The organism is Micromonospora sp. L5 (assembly GCF_000177655.2).
Lineage (GTDB): Bacteria > Actinomycetota > Actinomycetes > Mycobacteriales > Micromonosporaceae > Micromonospora > Micromonospora aurantiaca.
Genome location: NC_014815.1, coordinates 3,127,742 through 3,146,261 on the forward strand (window position 1 = coordinate 3,127,742; position 18,520 = coordinate 3,146,261).

Sequence of the window (18,520 nt, forward strand, 5' to 3'; positions counted from 1 at the left end):
CGGGACCGTCAGACGGTCGTCGCCAGGGGTGCTTCCGCCTCGCCGGTCTCGCCGGTCAGGTCGGACCGGTGGGTCTCCATCATCCGGGCGCGGCGGCGCTCGGCCACCACGTCACGGATCCGCCGCTGCATCTGACGGCGGATCCGGATCATCTCGCTGTTACTGATCAACGCTGGCTCCTCCCCCGAAGGCGCGTCGCCCGGGGTATACCGGGTATGTGAATAGTAAGACGTACGTGCGACCGAATTAGTTGCCCGGATCCCAAAGATTTCTTCGGCTCCCGGGCCTGCGCGCCCCGCCGGAGCCGCTCTACTACGGTGACCCCATGGGCGAGAGCAGCGGAATGTCGGCCGGGCGCGGCCAGCGGGGGGAGCGGCACCGGGGAGAACGGCACCGCGGCGCGGTGACGCTGCGCAACCGGGCGATTCCGACGAGTACGGCCGACCAGCGGCTGCTCGACTCCCGGGGACGCAGCGACTGGAAGACCAAGGACGCCTGGCGCGCGCTGCGGATCCTGTCCGAGTTCGTCGAGGGCTTCGACACCCTCGCCGACCTGCCCCCGGCGGTGAGCGTGTTCGGCTCCGCCCGCAGCAAGCCGGACAGCCCCGAGTGCCGGATGGCCGAGGAACTGGGCGGCGCGCTGGCCCGGGCCGGGTACGCGGTGATCACCGGCGGCGGTCCCGGCGTGATGGAGGCCGCCAACCGGGGCGCCGGTGAGGCCGGTGGCCTCTCCGTCGGGCTCGGCATCGAGCTGCCGTTCGAACAGGGCCTCAACGACTGGGTCGACCTGGCCATCGACTTCCGCTACTTCTTCGCCCGCAAGACCATGTTCGTCAAGTACGCCCAGGCGTTCGTGGTGCTGCCCGGCGGCTTCGGCACCCTGGACGAGCTGTTCGAGGCACTCACCCTGGTGCAGACCGGCAAGGTGACCCGCTTCCCGGTCGTGCTGATGGGCACCGACTACTGGCAGGGCCTGCTCGACTGGCTGCGCGGCACCATGGCCACCGAGGGCAAGATCGGCCCGGCCGACCTCGACCTGATCCGCCTCACCGACGACGTCAACGAGGCGGTCCGGCACATCGTGGAGGCCGAGGCCGTGCTCTCCGCCGAGCAGGAAGCCGTCCGCGAGGAGGCGGTCGCCCGGGTGGCCGCCGACCAGCGCGCGGCCGCCGAGGCCGCCCCCGAGGGCCCGGCGGGACGGAGCTGACCCGTGGCCAACGTCTGTGTCTTCTGCGCGTCCTCCCGTACCCTCGACGCCCGCTGGCTGGCGCTCGCCACCGAGACCGGTGAGGAACTGGCCCGGCGCGGCCACACGCTGGTCAGCGGCGGCGGCTGCGTCGGGATGATGGGCGCCGTGGTGCAGGGCGCGCGGGCGGCCGGCGGTCGCACCGTCGGCGTCATCCCGCAGTCCCTGGTCGACCTGGAGGTCGCCGACCTGGACTCCGACGAGCTGCTGGTCACCGACAGCCTGGCCAGCCGCAAGACGCTGATGGACGAGAAGTCCGACGCGTTCGTGGCGCTGCCCGGCGGGCTCGGCACGCTCGACGAGCTGTTCGAGGTCTGGACCACAGCCACCCTGGCCCTGCACGCCAAGCCGATGGTGATCGTCGACGTGGACGGCTTCTACCGGCCGCTGCTCGACTGGATCCGCGGGCTCGGTGAGCAGCGGTTCCTCAAGCCGGCCGCGCTGGACCTGCTGCTGGTCGCAGACAGCGTCCCCGCCGCCCTGGACCTGATAGACACCCGCCTGACCTGACCCCGCCCGCCCGGTCGGCCCGTCCTTGTTCACCACCGTTTCGGCGGGCTTGATCGACACCACTTCGGGGAGGTGGTGGTGTCCGGGCGTGTGTGATGTGGCCATTTCCCCGAGGTGATGTTGATCTAGGGGTGTGTGGCAGAGCCGGGCAGTGGTGCACGCTGCGGGCAGGTGAGCTGGTGACGGACGGGACGGCGGTCGGTTTCCGGGTGTCGTACCGGCGTGGTGGGATGTCGGTGATGCAGGCGTACCGGTTGGTGCGCCGGCCCGGCGGCGCGGAGGCGGGGGTCACCCACGACGCCGGGGCGGGGCAGGGGGTGGGTCGGCCCGGTGGGCCGGCTGATGCGGAGCCGCGATCCGGGGGGTCGGCGGGCGATGCCGCACACCCGGAGACCATCACGCCGCCCGCCGACGCCACGACTCCCGCGACACCCGGCACCGGCACACGCGGAGCTGCCTCACCCGCCACCACGCCGGATGCGGGGGGCGAAGAAGCGCGGACTGGCGACGAGACCCGGGAGACCGGGGCCGGGCAGGGCCTGAGCCGTGTGCGTGCGGTGGACCCGGTGCAGGCCGAGGTGATCGCGCACACCGACGGGCCGATGCTCGTCGTGGGCGGCCCTGGCACCGGCAAGACGACGACGCTCGTCGAGGCGGTCGCGGCCCGCGTGGCCGAGGGTGTCGACCCGGAGCGGATCCTCGTGCTCACCTTCGGCCGGCGTGGCGCCACCGAACTGCGCCACCGGATCGAGGCGCGCATCGCCGAGGGCGGGCACCGGGTGATCCGTGAGCCGCTGGTGCGCACGTTCCCGGCGTACGCCTTCGGGCTGCTGCGCCGCGCGGCTGCCGAACGCGGTGAGCCCTCGCCCCGGCTGCTCACCGGCCCCGAGCAGGACCTGATCATTCGTGAGCTGCTCGACGTGGTGGGGGAGGAACCCGGCGACGACCCGGTCGGCTGGCCGGAGGACCTGCGCCCCGCGCTGCGTACCCGGGCGTTCGCCCAGCAGCTCCGCGACCTGCTGATGCGTGCCGCGGAGCGCGGCGTCGGCCCGGTCGAGCTGGCCCGGCTGGGCGAGAAGCTGGGCCGCGCCGACTGGCCGGCCGCCGCGCGCTTCCTGCGGGAGTACGTCGCCGTACTCGCCCTGCGCGACGTGAGCAACCGGGGCTCGGTGGCGTACGACCCGGCGGAACTGGTGCGCGCCGCCACCGGCATGTTGCTCGACGACCCCGAGCTGCTCGCCGCCGAGCGTCGTCGCCTGACCCACGTGTACGTCGACGAGCTGGCCGACACCGACCCGGCCCAGCTCGACCTGCTCGCCGTGGTGGCCGGAGGCGGCCGGTCCCTCGTCGCGTTCGCCGACCCGGACTCGTCCACGTACGCGTTCCGCGGCGCCGACCCGGCGGGCGTCACCACGTTCCCGCACCGCTTCCGCACCGCCTCCGGTGCTCCGGCGGCGCAGGTCACGCTGACCACCTCGTACCGGGCCGGGCCGGAACTGCTGGCGGCGACCGCCCGGCTGGCCCGGCGGCTGCGCGGCCCGGCGGGGCACCGGCGGCTGCACCCGCTTCCCGGCGTGCCCGCCGGAACGGTGGAGGTACTGACGTTCCGGTCCGCCACCAGCGAGTCGGCGTGGCTGGCGCACGCCCTGCGCGAGGCGCACCTGCTCGATGGCGTGCCGTGGTCCCGGATGGCGGTGCTGGTCCGCTCCACCGGCCGGCAACTGCCGTCGCTGCGGCGCGCCCTGCACACGGCCGGTGTGCCGACCGTCGTGCACGGCGAGGACCTGCCGCTGCACCTCCAGCCGGCGGTCGCCCCGCTGCTGCTCCTGCTGCGCTGCGCGCTCGAACCCGACCGGCTGGACGAGGAGGCGGCGGTCGCGCTGCTGCACTCCCCGCTGGGCGGGGCCGACCCGCTGGCCGAACGGCGGCTGCGCCAGGGGTTGCGGGCGCTGGCGCTGGCCGCCGGCGACCGCCGTCCCTCCGGCGAGCTGCTGGTGGAGGCACTTCGCGACCCGGCCGAACTGGCCACCATCGAGCGTCGCTGGGCGGCCCCCGCGCAGGCCGTGGCGCACCTGCTCGCGACCGCCCGGGAGACGGCCGGCCGGCCCGGCGCCACAGTCGAGGACGTGCTCTGGGCGGTGTGGCGGGAGAGCGGGCTGGCCGAACGCTGGGCCGGGGCGATCACCCGGGGGCGGGCGGCCACCGGCGAGCACGAGACCGCCCAGCGCTGGCGGGCCGAGGCCGCCGACCGTGACCTGGACGCCGTACTCGTCCTCTTCGACGCGGCGGCCCGGTTCACCGACCGGTTGCCCGGCGCGCGTACCGAGGTGTTCCTCGACCACGTCCTCGGGCAGGAGCTGCCCGCCGACACGCTCGCCGCCGCCGCCGACCGGGGCGACGCGGTACGCCTGCTCACCGCGCACGCCGCCAAGGGTCTGGAGTGGGATCTGGTCGCGGTGGCCGGGGTGCAGGAGGGCGTCTGGCCGGACCTGCGCCTGCGCGGCAGCCTGCTCGGCTCGGAGCGGCTCGTCGACGTGCTCGCCGGTCGCGCCGACGGCGCCGGGCTGCGGGCCAGCCTGGTCGGACAGACGTCGGCGTTGCTGGACGAGGAGCGGCGGCTGTTCCACGTGGCGATCAGCCGGGCGCGGCGGCGGCTGCTGGTCACCGCCGTGGCGTCCGCCGCGGTCGGCGGGGACGACCACGAGGAGCAGCCGAGCCGCTTCCTGCACGAACTGGCCGCCGCCGACCCACCCGCCACCGGCGGAGGCGGCACCGCCCCGACCGGCCCGGCTCCGAACGGCCCGAACCCGAACGGCCCGAACCCGACCGGGAACGGCCCGACACGTACGGCCACGCGCGGGGGCATCGTGGACGGGCCGGTGCCGCACGGGGACGAGCATCCGCAGGACGGGCCGCCCGCGGCGCTCCCGGTCACCCTGCCGCCGCGTGGGCTCACCCTGTCCGCGCTGGTGGCGGAGCTGCGTACCGCAGTCACCGACCCGGCGACGCCGATCACCCGGCGGCACGCGGCGGCGGGTGAGCTGGCGCGGCTGGCCGCCGCCGGCGTGCCCGGCGCGCACCCGGACGACTGGTGGGGGCTGCGCGGCCTGTCCGACGACCGGCCGCTCGTCGACGAGGGCGAGCCGGTACGGGTCACCCCGTCGGCGATGGAGAGCGCGTTGCGGTGCAGCCTGCGCTGGCTGCTGGAACGGCACGGCGGCAGCGGCCCGGCCAGCGCCGCGCAGGGCGTGGGCAACCTGGTGCACGCCGCCGCGATGCTGGCCGAGGATGCCAGCGTCGACCGGGAGGCGCTGCTGGAGTACGTGGCCGCCCGGTTCGACGCGATCGAGCTGGCCGCCCGGTGGATGGCCGGCCCGGAGCGGCAGCGCGCCGAGGCGATGGTGGACAAGCTGCTGCGCTGGCTGGCCGGCAACCCGCGCCGGCTGCTCGCGATCGAGCACGAGTTCGCGGTCCGACTCGACGATCCGTCCCGCCCGGTCGAGCTGACCGGCCGGGTCGACCGGCTGGAGGTCGACGACGAGGGGCGGCTCGTGGTGATCGACCTGAAGACCGGCAAGTCGACGGCTGTCACCGAGCGGGAGGTGGCCGAGCATCCGCAGCTCGGTGCGTACCAGGCAGCGGTGGAGGCGGGCGGGTTCGCCGAGTTCGGCGAGGAACCGGGCGGGGCCGCGCTGGTGCAGCTCGGCACCGGCGCGCGGGACGCCAAGGAGCAGACCCAGGCCGCGGCCGGGGAGGGGCCGGAGGCCGGGTGGGCCACCGCGCTGGTGCGCCGTACCGCAGACACGATGGCCGCCTCGACGTTCGCCGCAGTGGCCAACTCCAAGTGCCGGGTCTGCCCGGTACGCACCAGCTGCCCGGTCTCCGGCCAGGGCCGCCAGGTGGTCGAGCCGCCACCGGAGAACCAGCCGTGAGCGCGAGGAGTGAGCCGGTTTTGCGAGCCCCGCAGTCGCGAACAAAGACTGGACCATGACTGTTCAGCCGGCGCTGTTCGGCGCCTCCGCCACGCCCGCGCCGCGCACCGCCGACGCGGGGCCCCGCTACACGCCCGTCGAGCTGGCCCGGCTGCTGCGGCTGCCGGCGCCCACCCGGGAGCAGGCCGCGATCATCGCCGCGCCGGTGGAGCCGCTGCTGGTGGTCGCGGGCGCCGGCTCGGGCAAGACCGAGACGATGGCCGCGCGGGTGATGTGGCTGGTCGCCAACTCCTACGTACGCCCCGAGCACATCCTCGGCCTCACCTTCACCCGCAAGGCGGCCGGTGAGCTGGCGCACCGGGTCCGCACCCGGCTCGACCAGCTCATCCGGCGGCTCGGCCGGCAGGGGCGGGATCCGCACGACGACCCGCTGGCGGGCGAGCCGACCGTGTCCACGTACCACTCGTACGCCGGGCGGATCGTCACCGAGCACGGGTTGCGCGCCGGGTACGAGCCGACCACCCGGCTGCTCACCGAGGCGTCCCGCTGGCAGTTGGTCGACCTGCTGGTGCGCAACTACGACGGCGACATGTCCGAGGTGGACCGGATGCCGTCGACCATCACCGACGCCGTGCTGGCGCTCGCCGGTGAGCTGGACGAGCACCTGGTCGACCCGGACGAGCTGGCCGCCTGGACCGGCCGGTTCTTCGCCGACGTGCAGTCCCGGCCGGGCCGGGTCTACGCCGACGTCCGCAAGGCGCTCCAGCTCCAGCGGACCCGGCTGAAGCTGCTGCCGCTCGTGCGCGCGTACGCCCGGCGCAAGGACGACTTCGAGGCGATGGACTTCGCCGACCAGCTCGCCCGCGCGGCCCGGGTGGCCCGCGACCATCCCGGCGTCGGGGTGATCGAGCGGGACCGGTTCCGGGTGGTGCTGCTCGACGAGTACCAGGACACCAGCCACGCCCAGGTGGTGCTGCTCAACGCGCTGTTCGGCGGCGGCCACCCGGTCACCGCGGTCGGCGACCCCTGCCAGTCCATCTACGGCTGGCGCGGGGCCAGCGCCGGCACGCTCGACCGGTTCCCGGCCGAGTTCGCCCGCACCGACGGCAGCCCCGCCGACGTGCTCAGCCTGACCACGAGCTGGCGTAACCGTCCGGAGATCCTCGGCGTCGCCAACACGCTGTCGGTGCCGCTGCGGGCGGCCGGCGCGCGGGTGCCGGAGCTGCACGCCGCGCTCAGCGTCCGCGACCCGATCCCGCACCGCACGCCGGGCGGGCAGGCCGGCGGCACCGTGCACTGCGCGCTGCTGGAGACGTACGCCGACGAGGCCGACTGGATCGCGGACAGCGTGCTGGCGGCCTGGCGGGGCGCGGCCGGGATGCCCGGCGCGCTGCCCGAGCACATCCCCGCCGACCGCCGCCCGACCACTGCGGTGCTGGTGCGGCTGCGCAGCCAGATCCCGGCGATCGAGGCGGCGTTGCGTGCCCGCGGACTGCCGGTCGACGTGGTCGGCCTGGGTGGGCTGCTGGACACCCCTGAGGTACGGGACGTGGTGTGCACGCTGCGCGTGCTCGCCGACCCGACCGACGGGGCGGCGCTGCTGCGGCTGCTCACCGGCGCGCGCTGGCGGATCGGCCCGCGTGATCTGGTCGCCCTGCACCGCCGGGCCCGCGCCATCGCCCGCAGCCGCCGGGAGCTCACCGGTGACGAGGGCCCGGAGATCACCGTGGACGCGCTGGACGAGGCGACGCTCGTGGAGGCGCTGGCGGACCTGGGGCCGGCGCAGGCGTACTCGGCCGAGGGCTACGCGCGGCTGCGCTCGTACGGAATGGAGCTGGCGCTGCTGCGCTACCGGCTGGACCAGTCCCTGCCGGAGCTGATCGCGGACATCGAGCGGACCATCGGGCTCGACGTCGAGGTGGCGGTCCGGGCCGGCCGGGACGGCGCGGGCGACGCCGGGCTGGCCCGCGCGCACCTGGACGCGCTCGGCGACGTGGCGGCGCGGTTCAGCGGCGAGACGCCCGGCGCCACGCTGGCCGGTTTCCTCGCGTACCTGGCCGCCGCCGAGGACGAGGAGCGCGGGCTGGCGCCGGGCGAGGTCGAGGTGGTGGCCGGCGCGGTGCAGGTGCTCACCGCGCACGCCGCGAAGGGCCTGGAGTGGGACGTGGTGGCGGTGGCGGGGATGACCCGGGGCGTCTGGCCGGGACCGGTCCGCAACTCCGACCACTGGCTGGGCGGGCTGGGCGTGTTGCCGTTCCCGTTGCGCGGCGACGCGGACGGGCTGCCCGAGCTGGCCCTGCCGGAGGCGGAGGACCAGCGCGGCGTGGCCCGGGCGCTGACCGACTTCACCGACGCCTGGCGCGCGCACGACGAGCGGGAGGAGCGCCGGCTGGCGTACGTGGCGGTGACCCGCCCGCGCCGGCTGCTGCTCTGCTCCGGCTACTGGTGGGGGGAGGGGACCAAGCGGTTCCGCGGCCCGTCGGTGTTCCTGCGGGAGGTGCACGACGCCTGCCTGGCGGGCGCGGACGGGCACGTGGTGGACGCGTGGACGCCGGAGCCGGCCGGGGACGCGGTTAACCCGACCACCGAGACGGTGCTGCGGGCCGAGTGGCCGGCCGACCCGCTGGGCACCCGCCGCCCGGCGCTGACCGAGGCGGCGGCGCTGGTCCGCCGCCACCTGGCCGACCCGGAGACGGCCCGTCGCGAGGCGGCAGTGCTCGCCACCACGGGAGCGGCGGACGACGCCGAGGTGGCCCGCTGGCGGCGCGAGGCTGATCTCCTGCTCGCCGAGCGGGCGGAGCTGGCCCGGCAGGCCGAGGCGGTCGAGGTCGAACTACCCGGCCAGCTCTCGGTGACCCAGCTCGTGGCGTTGCGCCGCGACCCGGAGGCGCTGGCCCGTACGCTGCGCCGCCCGATGCCGACCGAACCGAACCCGTACGCCCGGCGCGGCACCGCGTTCCACGCCTGGCTGGAGCAGCGCTTCGGCACCGACCGGCTGCTCGACGTGGACGAGCTGCCCGGCGCGGCGGACGAGGACGCGGCCCCGGACGAGGCGCTGGCCGAGTTGCAGGAGCGCTTCCTGGCCGGCGAGTGGGCCGACCGGGTGCCGGTGGAGGTGGAGGTGCCGTTCGCCACTGTCATCGCCGGGGTGGTGATCAGGGGGCGGATGGACGCCGTGTTCGCCCGCCCGGGTGGGCGCTACGACGTGGTCGACTGGAAGACCGGGCGGCAGCCGGCCGGCCGGGAGGCCGACGCGGCGGCGGTGCAGCTGGCTGTCTACCGGCTGGCCTGGGCGGAACTGGCCGGGGTGCCGGTGGACCGGGTCGGCGCCGCGTTCCACTACGTGCGGGACTCCGCCACCGTCCGCCCGGCCGATCTGCTCGACGCGGAGGGACTGGCCGCCTTGGTGGCCGCCGTGCCGGAAATCCCGGGGGATCTCCCGGAGCGCGCGAATCCGTGATACGTTGGCTGGGTTGCAGTTTTGGTTTCCAGAGACTCTGTGTGCGCCTGGCGGATTGTGGCCCCAGGCGCTCTTTGTTGTGTCCGGAGTTCTCCGGGCGGGGCGACCAGCAGCGACAGGCACGCCGCGTATTCCACGCGCGGGGTGCTCCTCTCCGGCCCGCAACACGTGCGGGCCGACCGTTCCGTCAAGGAGACGAAACACATGGCAATTGGCACCGTCAAGTGGTTCAACGCTGACAAGGGCTTCGGCTTCATCACCCCGGACGACGGCGGCGCCGACGTCTTCGCCCACTTCTCGGCGATCCAGACCTCCGGCTACCGGAGCCTGGACGAGAACCAGCGGGTCGAGTTCGAGGTGACCCAGGGCCAGAAGGGCCCGCAGGCGGAGAACATCCGCCCGCTCTGATCTTCGGATCAACCGGCACCACCATCGCGCCCTCTCGGGCGTGGTGCACGGGCCGGCCCGCCTCTGCCGGGCCGGCCCGTCCCTTTCGGTTCGTGCTTGTGACCACCGGCGACGCCGGTGACGCGCCGCTGTCCGGCGCCCTTCCTCGACACGTGCCGCGTCGAGGAAGGCTTTCCGCATGACCACGACCCTGCCCACGTTCGCCGCCACCGGCCTGGCCCCGGCGCTCGTCTCCGAGCTGGCCGCGCAGGGCATCTCCGCGCCGTTCCCGATCCAGGCGGCGACGATCCCGGACTCGCTGGCCGGCCGCGACGTGCTCGGCCGGGGCCGTACCGGCTCCGGCAAGACGCTCGCGTTCGGGCTGCCGCTGCTGCACCGTACGGCCGGCCGCCGGGCCCGACCGGGCCGCCCGCTCGCGCTGGTGCTCGTACCCACCCGTGAACTGGCCGCGCAGGTCACCGAAGCGCTCGCCCCGTACGCCGCCACGCTCGGCCTGCGCTGCGCCACAGTGGTCGGCGGGCTTTCGCTGACCCGGCAGGCGGCCGCGCTGCGTGCCGGCGCCGAGGTGCTGGTGGCCACGCCGGGCCGGCTGCACGACCTGATCGACCGCGGGGACGCCCGGCTGGACCAGGTGGCCATCACCGTGCTGGACGAGGCGGACCAGATGGCCGACATGGGCTTCCTGCCGCAGGTGACGAAGCTGCTGGAGCAGGTCGCGCCGGGCGGGCAGCGGATGCTGTTCTCGGCCACGCTGGACCGCGGCGTGGACCGGCTGGTCCGCCGCTTCCTGACCGACCCGGTGACGCACTCCGTCGACCCGGGCACCGCCACCGTCACCGCGATGACGCACCACGTGCTGCACCTGGACGCGGAGGACAAGCCGGCCGCGCTGGCGCACATCGCCGCCCGCGAGGGCCGCACCATCGTCTTCATCGCCACCAAGCACCGCGCCGACCGGGTGGCCCGCCAGTTGCTCGCCAAGGGCGTACGCGCGGCGGCGCTGCACGGTGGCAAGTCGCAGCCGCAGCGCACCCGCATCCTGGAGCAGTTCCGCACCGGCCAGGTCACCGCGCTGGTGGCCACCGACGTGGCGGCCCGGGGCATCCACGTCGACGGGCTGGACCTGGTCGTCAACGCCGACCCGCCCACCGAGGCCAAGGACTACCTGCACCGGGGCGGCCGGACCGCCCGGGCTGGCGAGTCGGGCACTGTGGTGACGCTCGTGCTGCCGGACCAGCGCCGCGACGTCGCCCGGCTGATGACCACCGCGGGCATCAACCCCAAGACCACGCGGGTACGCGCCGGCGACAGCGAGCTGAGCCGGCTCACCGGCGCCCGGGAGCCGTCCGGCGTGCCGGTGACCATCACCGCGCCCGCCGCCGCGCATCCCGCCCCGGGAACCCGTCCTCGCCGGCGCCCGCGCCGCCGCTGACCGCGGCCTGCGCCTGACCGGCTCGCTTCCGAGCGGGCCGCTTCCGAGCGGGCCGCTTCCGAGCGGGCCGCTTCCGAGCGGGCCGCTTCCGATCGGGCGGAGAGTTCGCTCCTGAGTCGGGAATCAGTCGATGTTCGGTCGGCTGCCCGACTGTGCGACCGGAACCCGACGGTGATGCTGCTGCGCGGGGGACCGGTCGGGGGGTCGGCCGGACGCGGAGGGAGCGGTTCATGGCGGGGGAAGCCGGATCGGGCGGAGCGCGGGAAGTGGTGCTGGTGCTCGCGGTGGCGGGGGCCGGCCTGGCGCTCGCCGCGGTGGCCGCGTTCGGGCCGTGGCAGCCGTCCGACGGCGGCTCGCCGGATCGCGGCGCCGCCCGCAGCTTCACGCCCGGGATGCGCGCCCCGCACACTCAGTAGCCGCCCAGGGCGGACGATGCCGAGATACCGATATGACCCTCAGGCATAAATATGCCCCAGAGTCATATCGGCCGGGAGTCATGCCTCTGCGGCCGACGACCGGCCGGGCGCGTCGCCCTGGGCTTCCGCACAGCGATCATGCGGTCCCGCCGCCGGCCCCGTGACGGACGCGCGTCAGGGCGCCGTGGCCCGGTCGCTCAGCAGATCGGCGAGCGTGGTCCGGTCCACGACCAGGGCGATCGCGCCGTCCACCGCCAGCCACACGTCCCGCAGGCCGGTGGCCACACCGTGGTAGCCGGCCCGGTCGGCGGGAATGCCCCGGACGCTGGTGATCGCGCCGCCGACCGCGCGCAGCACGTCGCCCACACTGATCTCGTCCGGCGGGCGGGTCAGCGCGTACCCGCCCTCGGTGCCGCGGTGGCTGTGCAGCAGTCCGGCCCGCCGCAGGTCGAGCAGGATCCCCTGGAGGAAGCTGAGCGGGATGCCCTGGCTCTCGGCCAGGCTCGCCGCCTTGACCAGCTCGCCGCCGCCGGCCGCCGGGTCGCCTGTGGTGACGGCGGCGTCGGCGACGGCGAGCATGGCCCGGAGCGCGTAGTCGGCGCGCGCGGAGATGTACACGACGTCAGTTGCCGGCCTGGTCCAGCACGCCCCAGCGGCGGCGGATCGCCTTGTCGGCGGCCCCGAACGCGGTGTCCACGAGCAGGCCCACGACCAGGATGACGATCATGATGGCCATCAGGCGGGGTGCCTCGCTCAGCTCGCGTGCGTACGTGAGCTGCGCGCCGATCGAGGTGCGGGTGGCGATGACCACCAGCAGCTCACCGGCCATCAGGCTGCGCCAGGCGAACGCCCAGCCCTGCTTGAGCCCGGCCACGATGGCGGGGAGCGCGGCCGGCGCGATCACGTACCGGTAGAGGTTGAGCCCACGGGCGCCGAGGTTGCGGCCGGCCCGGACCAGCAGCGGCGGCACGTAGTCCACGCCGTGGATGACGCCGTTGGCGACCGACGGCGCGGCGCCGAGCACCACCACGAAGAAGATCGCCTGCTCGCTGAGCTGGAACAGCAGGATGGCCAGCGGAAACCAGGCGATCGACGGCATGGTCTGCAACGCGGTGATCATCGAGCCGAGCGCGGCCCTGAGCACCTTGACCCGGGCCACGCCCAGGCCGAGCAGCAGGCCGACCGCGACCGCGGCGGCGAACCCGACCGCCGCGCGCCGGGCGGTGGTGGCGAGGCCCTCCCAGAGCGCCGAGCTGAGCAGGTAGTCCCCGAGGTCGCCGAAGACCACCGCCGGGCCGGGCAGCGCCCACGGCTCCTTCCATCCGGACCAGACCACCGCCTGCCAGATGGCGACGGCCAGCGCGAGCGCGGCGAACTTGGGCCAGGTGGCCGACCACAGGCGGCGTACCCGGGACGGGCCCTTCTCCCGGCCGGCGATCTCCAGCGCGTCGAGTCCGGAGATCTCCGCGTCCGTACGCGCCGACCCGGTGAGGGTGTCACTGGCCATGCCGGCCCACCTCCTTGCGCAGCCGGTCGGTGACCTCGGCGGCGATGGCCGAGACCTCCGGCGAGTCGATCCGCCGGGGGCGCGGCACGGCGACCTCGGTGGAGTAGATGATCCGGCCGGGCCGGCTGGAGAGCAGCACGATGCGGTCGGCGAGCCGGGCCGCCTCGCGCACGTTGTGCGTGACGAACAGGACGGTGAGCTTGCGCTCGGTCCAGATCCGCTCCAGCTCGTCGTGCAGGATGTCGCGGGTCATCGCGTCCAGCGCGCCGAACGGCTCGTCCATCAGCAGCACCGGCGTCTCCAGCGCGAGCGTGCGGGCCAGCGCGACCCGCTGCCGCATGCCGCCGGAGAGCTGGTGCGGCCGCTTGCGGCCGAACTCGGACAGGTGGACCGTGCGCAGCAGCTCGGCCACCCGCTCCTTGCGCTGGTCGCGGGGGAGTCCGCGCAGCTTCAGCGGCACCTCGATGTTGCCCTCGACGGTCAGCCACGGGAACAGCGCCGGCTCCTGGAACATCAGTCCCGGGTTGACGCCCTCGCCCAGCTCGATCGCGCCGCCGCTGGCCCGGTCCAGTCCGGCGACCAGGTTGAGCAGCGTGCTCTTGCCGCAGCCGGACGCGCCGACCATGCAGACGAACTCGCCCGGCGCGATGTCCAGCGACAGCCCGTCCAGCGCCAGGACCGCCTGCTCGCCCTGGCCGTACACCTTGGTCACGCCGCGCAGCGCGACCGAGCCGGTCGCGCTGCGCGGGGTCGTGCTCGTCGACGTCACGGCTGGCTGACCTCGGCCTTGCCCTGCGTCTTGAGCACCTCGTTGAGGTACTTCAGGTCGTAGAGGCCGTTCAGGTCGACCGGCTGGGTGAGCCCGACCGCGACCGCGTGGTCCAGGCCGGTCTTCAGCGACGACGGGATCGGGTCGTTGGTGAACTCCAGCGTCGGCCAGGCCTGCTTGATCAGCTTGAGGTCCAGCGGCTTGCCGGTGATCTTGCCGATGTGGTCGGAGATGGCCTGCTGCGCCTCGTCCGGCTTGGTGTTGACGAACTCGTTCGCCGCGACCTGGCCCTCGACCAGCTTCTTCACCACGTCCGGGTGCGCCTTGAGGAACTTGGTGCTGACCAGCAGGTTGGTGATGACGAACTTCTTGTCCGGCCAGAGGTCACGCTCGTCGACGAGCACCTTGCCGCCGGCGTTCACCAGCCGGGAGACGAACGGCTCGGGCACCCAGGCGCCGTCGATGGCGCCGCTGCCGAACGTCTCGACCGTCTGCGCGTTCTCCTGCGGCACGATCTTGACGTCGCCGCCGCCCTCCTTGGTGGTCTCCAGGCCCTTCTCCTTGAGCCAGAAGCGCAGCGCCACGTCCTGGGTGTTGCCGAGCTGCGGGGTGGCGATCTTCTTGCCGCGCAGCTGCTCCACCGAGGTGATGCCGGGCTTGACCACGAGCGCGACGCCGCCGGACGCGGCGCCGGAGATGACCCGGACCGCCTCGCCCTTGGACTTGGAGAAGGCGTTCACTGTCGGGTTCGGGCCGATGTACGTGGCGTCGAGCGCGCCGGAGAAGACGGCCTCGATGGCGGCCGGGCCGGCGTTGAACGTCTTGGTGTCCAGCTCGACGTCGCTGCCGAGCTTCTCCTTGAAGATCCCCTTTTCGACGCCGACCACGGCCGGGGCGTGCGTGATGTTGGGGAAGTAGCCGAGGCGCAGCGTCACCGGGCCGGATCCGGCGGCGGCGTCGCTGTCCTCGCCGCAGGCGGCGGTGGTGCCGAGCGTGGCCGCGCCGACGGCGGCCAGGGTCGCCAGGGTGACCAGGCGGCGCAGGGGAAGCCCTCTCATCGAATGTCCAATCCGCAGTATTCCTATTTAGTTGGTAGGAAGAGTGGGGCAAGCGGCCGCCGGCGTCAAGTCCCGTCCCGCGACAGTCCACCGTTCGGCCAGGGCACACCGGCGGTAGAGCCGGTACCGAGGCGCTAGTGTCGATCTCGTGCCGACGCGGAGAGCGAAGATCCCAGCGACGAAGTACCCGGTCGAACGGTTCACCCTCGACAACGGCCTGCGCGTGGTGCTCACGCCGGACCGCAGCGCCCCGGTCATCGGGGTGGCTGTGGTCTACGACGTCGGCATCCGCTCCGAGCCCGAGGGGCGCACCGGGTTCGCCCACCTCTTCGAGCACCTGATGTTCCAGGGCTCGGAGAACCTGGAGAAGCTGGCCCACTTCCGGCACGTCCAGGGCGCGGGCGGGACGTTCAACGGCTCCACCCACCTGGACTACACCGACTACTTCGAGACGCTGCCCGCCAACGCACTGGAACGGGCGCTGTTCCTGGAGGCCGACCGGATGCGCGGCCCCCGGCTGACCGAGGAGAACCTGCGCAACCAGGTGGACGTGGTGAAGGAGGAGATCCGGGTCAACGTGCTGAACCGGCCGTACGGCGGGTTCCCCTGGCTGACGCTGCCCCCGGTGATGTTCGATACCTTCCCCAACGCGCACGACGGCTACGGCTCCTTCGTCGACCTGGAGTCGGCCACCGTGGCCGACGCCGCCGACTTCTTCCGCCGCTACTACGCCAGCGGCAACGCGGTACTCGCGGTCAGCGGCGACATCGACGTGGCCGAGGCGACCACGCTCATCGAGCGGCACTTCGGGGACGTGCCGGCCCGGCCCGCCCCGCAGCGGCCCGACTTCGCCGAGCCCGACCTGACCGCCGAGCGGCGCAGCACGTACACCGACGCGCTGGCCCCGCTCCCGGCGGTGGCCGGCGCGTGGCGGGTGCCCGACCCGATCAGCGACTTCGCCGGCTACCTGCCCTACGTGGTGCTGGCCGAGGTGCTCACCGACGGCGACGCCTCCCGGCTGGTCGAGCGGCTGGTGCAGCGCGACCGGTCGGTCACCGGCCTCGGCGGGTACCTCGGCTTCATGGGCGACCCGTTCGACGTGCGCGACCCCACCGCGCTGCTGCTCCAGGCCCACCTGCCGCCCGGCGGCGACGTGGACAAGGTGCTGCGCACCGTCGACGAGGAACTGGACCGGCTGGCGGCCGACGGGCTGACCGACGGGGAGCTGGCGCGTACCCAGGCCCGGATGGCCACCCACCTGCTGCGCGACACGGATGCGGTGCTCGGCCGCGCGTTGCGGATGGCGGTGCTGGAACAGCAGCGCGGCGAACCCGGCCTGCTCAACGACCTGCCCCGGCTGGTCGGCGAGGTGACCGAGGAACAGGTCCGCGCCGCCGCCGCCACCCTGCGGCCCGAGCGCCGCGCGGCAGTCGAGGTCGTTCCCGGAGGTGCCCGATGACCACCACCACCGTCCGGCCGCTGCCGGCGCTGCGCCCGAACCGCCGCCTCAAGGTGCCCAAGCAGGCCGAGCGCACGCTCCGCAACGGCCTCACCGTGATCGCGGTACGCCGCTCCTCCGTACCGCTCGTCGAGCTGCGACTGTGGATGCCGTTCGGGCGCACCCACCTGGCCCGCGGCGCGATGCTGGCGCAGACCATGCTCTCCGGCACCGAGGCGCACAGCGCCACCGAGCTGGCGGCCGAGTTGCAGAAGGTCGGCGGCGGGCTGACCGCCGGTCTCGACCCGGACCGGCTGATGCTCTCCGGCGCGGGCCTGGTCACCGGCCTGGACCGGATGCTGGAGCTGCTCGCCGAGGTGCTCACCGATGCGACCTACCCCGCGGACTGGGTGGAGACCGAGCGGGACCGGCTGGTCGACCGCATCCAGGTCGCCCAGAGCCAGCCGTCGCACCTGGCCCGGACCGCGCTGCTCAAGCGGGTGTACGGCCGGCACCCGTACGCGGTGCAGACGCCCGACCCGGACCAGGTGCGGGCGGTCCGCCCGGCCGCGTTGCGGCGGCTGCACGCCGAGCGGGTGCATCCGGCCGGCGCGGTGCTGGTGCTCGTCGGCGACGTGGCGCCGGACCGGGCGCTGGACGCGGCCGAGCAGGCGTTGTCCGGGTGGCGCGGTGACGGCCACGTCGCCGAACTGCCTCCCGCGCCGCCGCTGGAACCCGGGCCGCTGCTGCTCGTCGACCGGCCCGGATCGGTGCAGTCCTCGGTACGACTCGCGCTGCCGGCCGTGCCCCGCACCCACCCGGACCACGCCGCGTTGCAGCTCGCCAACCTGATCTTCGGCGGCTACTTCTCCTCCCGCTGGGTGGAGAACATCCGCGAGGACAAGGGCTACACGTACGGGCCGCACTCGCTCGTGGAGCACTCGGTGGCCGGCTCGCTGCTCGTCGCCGGCGCCGAGGTGGCCACCGAGGTGACAGCGGCGGCCCTGGTGGAGACGAACTACGAGCTGGGCCGCCTGGCGACGGTGCCGCCGAAGGCCGACGAGCTGGAGCAGGCCCGCCAGTACGCGCTCGGCACGCTCCAGCTCGGCATGTCCACCCAGGCCGGTCTCGCGTCGCTGACCAGCGCGTACGCCGGCAACGGGCTGCGGCTGGACTTCCTCGCCGAGCACGCCGCCCGGCTGGCCGCCGCGACAGTGGACGACGTGGCCGAGGTGGCCGCCCGCTACCTGGCCCCGGCCCGCGCGGTCACAGTCGTGCTCGGCGACGCCGAACGGGTGGCCGACTCGCTCGCCGCGCTGACACCGGTGCGTACGGAATCGGCATGAGCGGCGAATCCGACCCGCCGCTGGCCCGGTCGACGCTCGACCGGGCCGCGCACCGGCGTACCGATCCCGCCTGGCTGACCGAGGCGTGGGAACGGGCCCGGGTGCTGGTGCTGGATTCCACCGCCGAGGGGCGGGCGCTGGTCCGGGGCGCGTCTACCCCGCCGGAGCTGGTCCTGGTCGGCCCCGGTGAGCTGCCCGAGGTGCCCCGGTCGGTGCCGATGTTCCTCGGCGTCGAGCCGGACGGCGTACCCGTGTTCGCGGTGGACGGGCCGCTGCCGGCGCTGCCGGACACCCGCCCGGCTCACCTGCGCGAGGTCGGCCACCTGATGACCGACCGGGACGCGGGCCTGTTCACCACCGCGCTGGCGCTGCTCAACTGGCACCTGCGGCACGGCTACTCGTCGACGACCGGCAAGGCGACGAGCGCCGACGAGGCCGGCTGGTCGCGGATCGACCCGGACGGCGGCCGGGTCTGGCCGCGTACCGATCCGGCCATGATCGTGCTGGTGCACGACGGTGTGGACGGCCCGGACGGCCGTTGCCTGCTCGGCAACAACGCGACCTGGCCGCGCACCCCGGGACAGCGCCGCTACTCCTGCCTGGCCGGATACGTCGAGCCCGGCGAGTCGGCCGAGGCCGCCGTGCTGCGCGAGGTCCGCGAGGAGGTGGGCGTCCCGGTCGAGGAGATCGCGTACGTGGGCAGCCAGTCCTGGCCGTTCCCCGGCTCGCTGATGCTCGGCTTCCTGGCACGTGCCGACGCGGACGCGCCGATCCGGGTCGACCTGGCCGAGATCGCGCACGCGCGGTGGTTCACCCGCCGGGAGATCGGCGCGGCGCTGGCGGGCGAGCCGGTGCCGGTGGGCGGGGGAGACCGGCTGGTCCTGCCGCCGCCGTCGTCGATCGCGTTGTTCCTGGTGCACCGCTGGCTCGACGGCCACTGCTGACCCGGCCCGGCCCTCGTCGGGTTGCCGTGTTTCGGTCGGTGCGGCGGCGCCGGT

At 74.3% G+C, this 18,520-nt stretch carries 15 protein-coding genes; 10 read left to right on the plus strand and 5 right to left on the minus strand.

Features of this window, described 5'->3' with window-relative positions; all coding sequences use genetic code 11:
- Positions 1-8: 8 nt before the first annotated feature.
- The gene (locus tag ML5_RS32350; protein WP_013475237.1) at positions 9-170 is read right to left on the minus strand and encodes a hypothetical protein; all 162 of its coding nucleotides are present in this window, start codon (positions 168-170) and stop codon (positions 9-11) included.
- 173 nt (positions 171-343) lie between these two features.
- On the opposite strand from ML5_RS32350, the gene ML5_RS14865 reads away from it, so the two are divergent.
- The 7 genes from ML5_RS14865 to ML5_RS14895 all read left to right on the plus strand — a co-directional run bounded on the left by ML5_RS14865 (position 344) and on the right by ML5_RS14895 (position 11,404).
- Positions 344-1,207: a TIGR00730 family Rossman fold protein gene (locus tag ML5_RS14865; protein WP_013475238.1), complete on the plus strand. Its 864-nt coding sequence runs from the start codon at positions 344-346 to the stop codon at positions 1,205-1,207.
- A 3-nt stretch (positions 1,208-1,210) separates the two neighbouring features.
- On the plus strand, positions 1,211-1,756 hold the full coding sequence (locus tag ML5_RS14870) for a TIGR00730 family Rossman fold protein (protein ID WP_013288424.1): 546 nt from the start codon (positions 1,211-1,213) through the stop codon (positions 1,754-1,756).
- A gap of 239 nt (positions 1,757-1,995) precedes the next feature.
- Positions 1,996-5,688, plus strand: coding sequence for an ATP-dependent DNA helicase (locus ML5_RS14875; protein WP_049800141.1), 3,693 nt, complete (start codon positions 1,996-1,998; stop codon positions 5,686-5,688).
- 55 nt (positions 5,689-5,743) lie between these two features.
- Positions 5,744-9,148, plus strand: a complete 3,405-nt coding sequence (locus tag ML5_RS14880; RefSeq protein WP_013475240.1) for an ATP-dependent DNA helicase — start codon at positions 5,744-5,746, stop codon at positions 9,146-9,148.
- Positions 9,149-9,352: 204 nt separating this feature from the next.
- A complete protein-coding gene (locus ML5_RS14885; RefSeq protein WP_013288421.1) occupies positions 9,353-9,556 on the plus strand; it encodes a cold-shock protein in 204 nt (67 codons plus the stop codon).
- 178 nt (positions 9,557-9,734) lie between these two features.
- Positions 9,735-10,988 carry a DEAD/DEAH box helicase gene (locus ML5_RS14890; protein WP_013475241.1) on the plus strand — a complete coding sequence of 418 codons (1,254 nt, stop codon included), beginning with the start codon at positions 9,735-9,737 and terminating at the stop codon, positions 10,986-10,988.
- Between the two features lie 230 nt (positions 10,989-11,218).
- On the plus strand, positions 11,219-11,404 hold the full coding sequence (locus ML5_RS14895) for a hypothetical protein (RefSeq protein WP_013288419.1): 186 nt from the start codon (positions 11,219-11,221) through the stop codon (positions 11,402-11,404).
- Positions 11,405-11,578: 174 nt separating this feature from the next.
- Here the strand turns inward: ML5_RS14895 and ML5_RS14900 are convergent, their stop codons facing one another.
- From ML5_RS14900 to ML5_RS14915, 4 genes are read right to left on the minus strand one after another with little or no spacing between them, the layout of a single operon-like run.
- The gene (locus ML5_RS14900) at positions 11,579-12,022 is read right to left on the minus strand and encodes an Rrf2 family transcriptional regulator (RefSeq protein WP_013288418.1); all 444 of its coding nucleotides are present in this window, start codon (positions 12,020-12,022) and stop codon (positions 11,579-11,581) included.
- 4 nt (positions 12,023-12,026) lie between these two features.
- Positions 12,027-12,911: an ABC transporter permease gene (locus ML5_RS14905; RefSeq protein ID WP_013475242.1), complete on the minus strand. Its 885-nt coding sequence runs from the start codon at positions 12,909-12,911 to the stop codon at positions 12,027-12,029.
- Positions 12,901-13,680: an ABC transporter ATP-binding protein gene (locus tag ML5_RS14910; protein WP_013288416.1), complete on the minus strand. Its 780-nt coding sequence runs from the start codon at positions 13,678-13,680 to the stop codon at positions 12,901-12,903. The genes ML5_RS14905 and ML5_RS14910 overlap by 11 nt, the downstream gene beginning before the upstream one ends.
- Complete coding sequence (locus tag ML5_RS14915; RefSeq protein ID WP_013475243.1) at positions 13,677-14,738, minus strand: ABC transporter substrate-binding protein; 1,062 nt, start codon at positions 14,736-14,738, stop codon at positions 13,677-13,679. Before ML5_RS14915 ends, ML5_RS14910 begins: the two co-directional genes overlap by 4 nt.
- Before the next feature lie 148 nt (positions 14,739-14,886).
- Between ML5_RS14915 and ML5_RS14920 the strand changes: the two genes are divergently transcribed.
- The 3 genes from ML5_RS14920 to nudC are packed head-to-tail and all read left to right on the plus strand — an operon-like array spanning position 14,887 to position 18,466.
- Complete coding sequence (locus ML5_RS14920) at positions 14,887-16,197, plus strand: pitrilysin family protein (RefSeq protein WP_013475244.1); 1,311 nt, start codon at positions 14,887-14,889, stop codon at positions 16,195-16,197.
- The gene (locus tag ML5_RS14925) at positions 16,194-17,522 is read left to right on the plus strand and encodes a pitrilysin family protein (RefSeq protein WP_013475245.1); all 1,329 of its coding nucleotides are present in this window, start codon (positions 16,194-16,196) and stop codon (positions 17,520-17,522) included. The genes ML5_RS14920 and ML5_RS14925 overlap by 4 nt, the downstream gene beginning before the upstream one ends.
- Positions 17,519-18,466 (plus strand): NAD(+) diphosphatase, encoded by a 948-nt coding sequence (gene nudC / locus ML5_RS14930; RefSeq protein WP_013475246.1) that lies wholly within the window; start codon positions 17,519-17,521, stop codon positions 18,464-18,466. The genes ML5_RS14925 and nudC overlap by 4 nt, the downstream gene beginning before the upstream one ends.
- Positions 18,467-18,520: the final 54 nt, after the last annotated feature.

Excerpts from the sequence above, each read along its gene's own strand:
- ML5_RS14865 (WP_013475238.1), top strand. The coding sequence starts at position 344 with ATGTCGGCCGGGCGCGGCCAGCGGGGGGAGCGGCACCGGGGAGAACGG.
- ML5_RS14875 (WP_049800141.1), top strand. The coding sequence starts at position 1,996 with ATGCAGGCGTACCGGTTGGTGCGCCGGCCCGGCGGCGCGGAGGCGGGG.
- ML5_RS14880 (WP_013475240.1), top strand. The coding sequence starts at position 5,744 with ATGACTGTTCAGCCGGCGCTGTTCGGCGCCTCCGCCACGCCCGCGCCG.
- ML5_RS14885 (WP_013288421.1), top strand. The coding sequence starts at position 9,353 with ATGGCAATTGGCACCGTCAAGTGGTTCAACGCTGACAAGGGCTTCGGC.
- ML5_RS14890 (WP_013475241.1), top strand. The coding sequence starts at position 9,735 with ATGACCACGACCCTGCCCACGTTCGCCGCCACCGGCCTGGCCCCGGCG.
- ML5_RS14895 (WP_013288419.1), top strand. The coding sequence starts at position 11,219 with ATGGCGGGGGAAGCCGGATCGGGCGGAGCGCGGGAAGTGGTGCTGGTG.
- ML5_RS14905 (WP_013475242.1), bottom strand. The coding sequence starts at position 12,911 with ATGGCCAGTGACACCCTCACCGGGTCGGCGCGTACGGACGCGGAGATC.
- ML5_RS14915 (WP_013475243.1), bottom strand. The coding sequence starts at position 14,738 with ATGAGAGGGCTTCCCCTGCGCCGCCTGGTCACCCTGGCGACCCTGGCC.
- ML5_RS14925 (WP_013475245.1), top strand. The coding sequence starts at position 16,194 with ATGACCACCACCACCGTCCGGCCGCTGCCGGCGCTGCGCCCGAACCGC.
- nudC (WP_013475246.1), top strand. The coding sequence starts at position 17,519 with ATGAGCGGCGAATCCGACCCGCCGCTGGCCCGGTCGACGCTCGACCGG.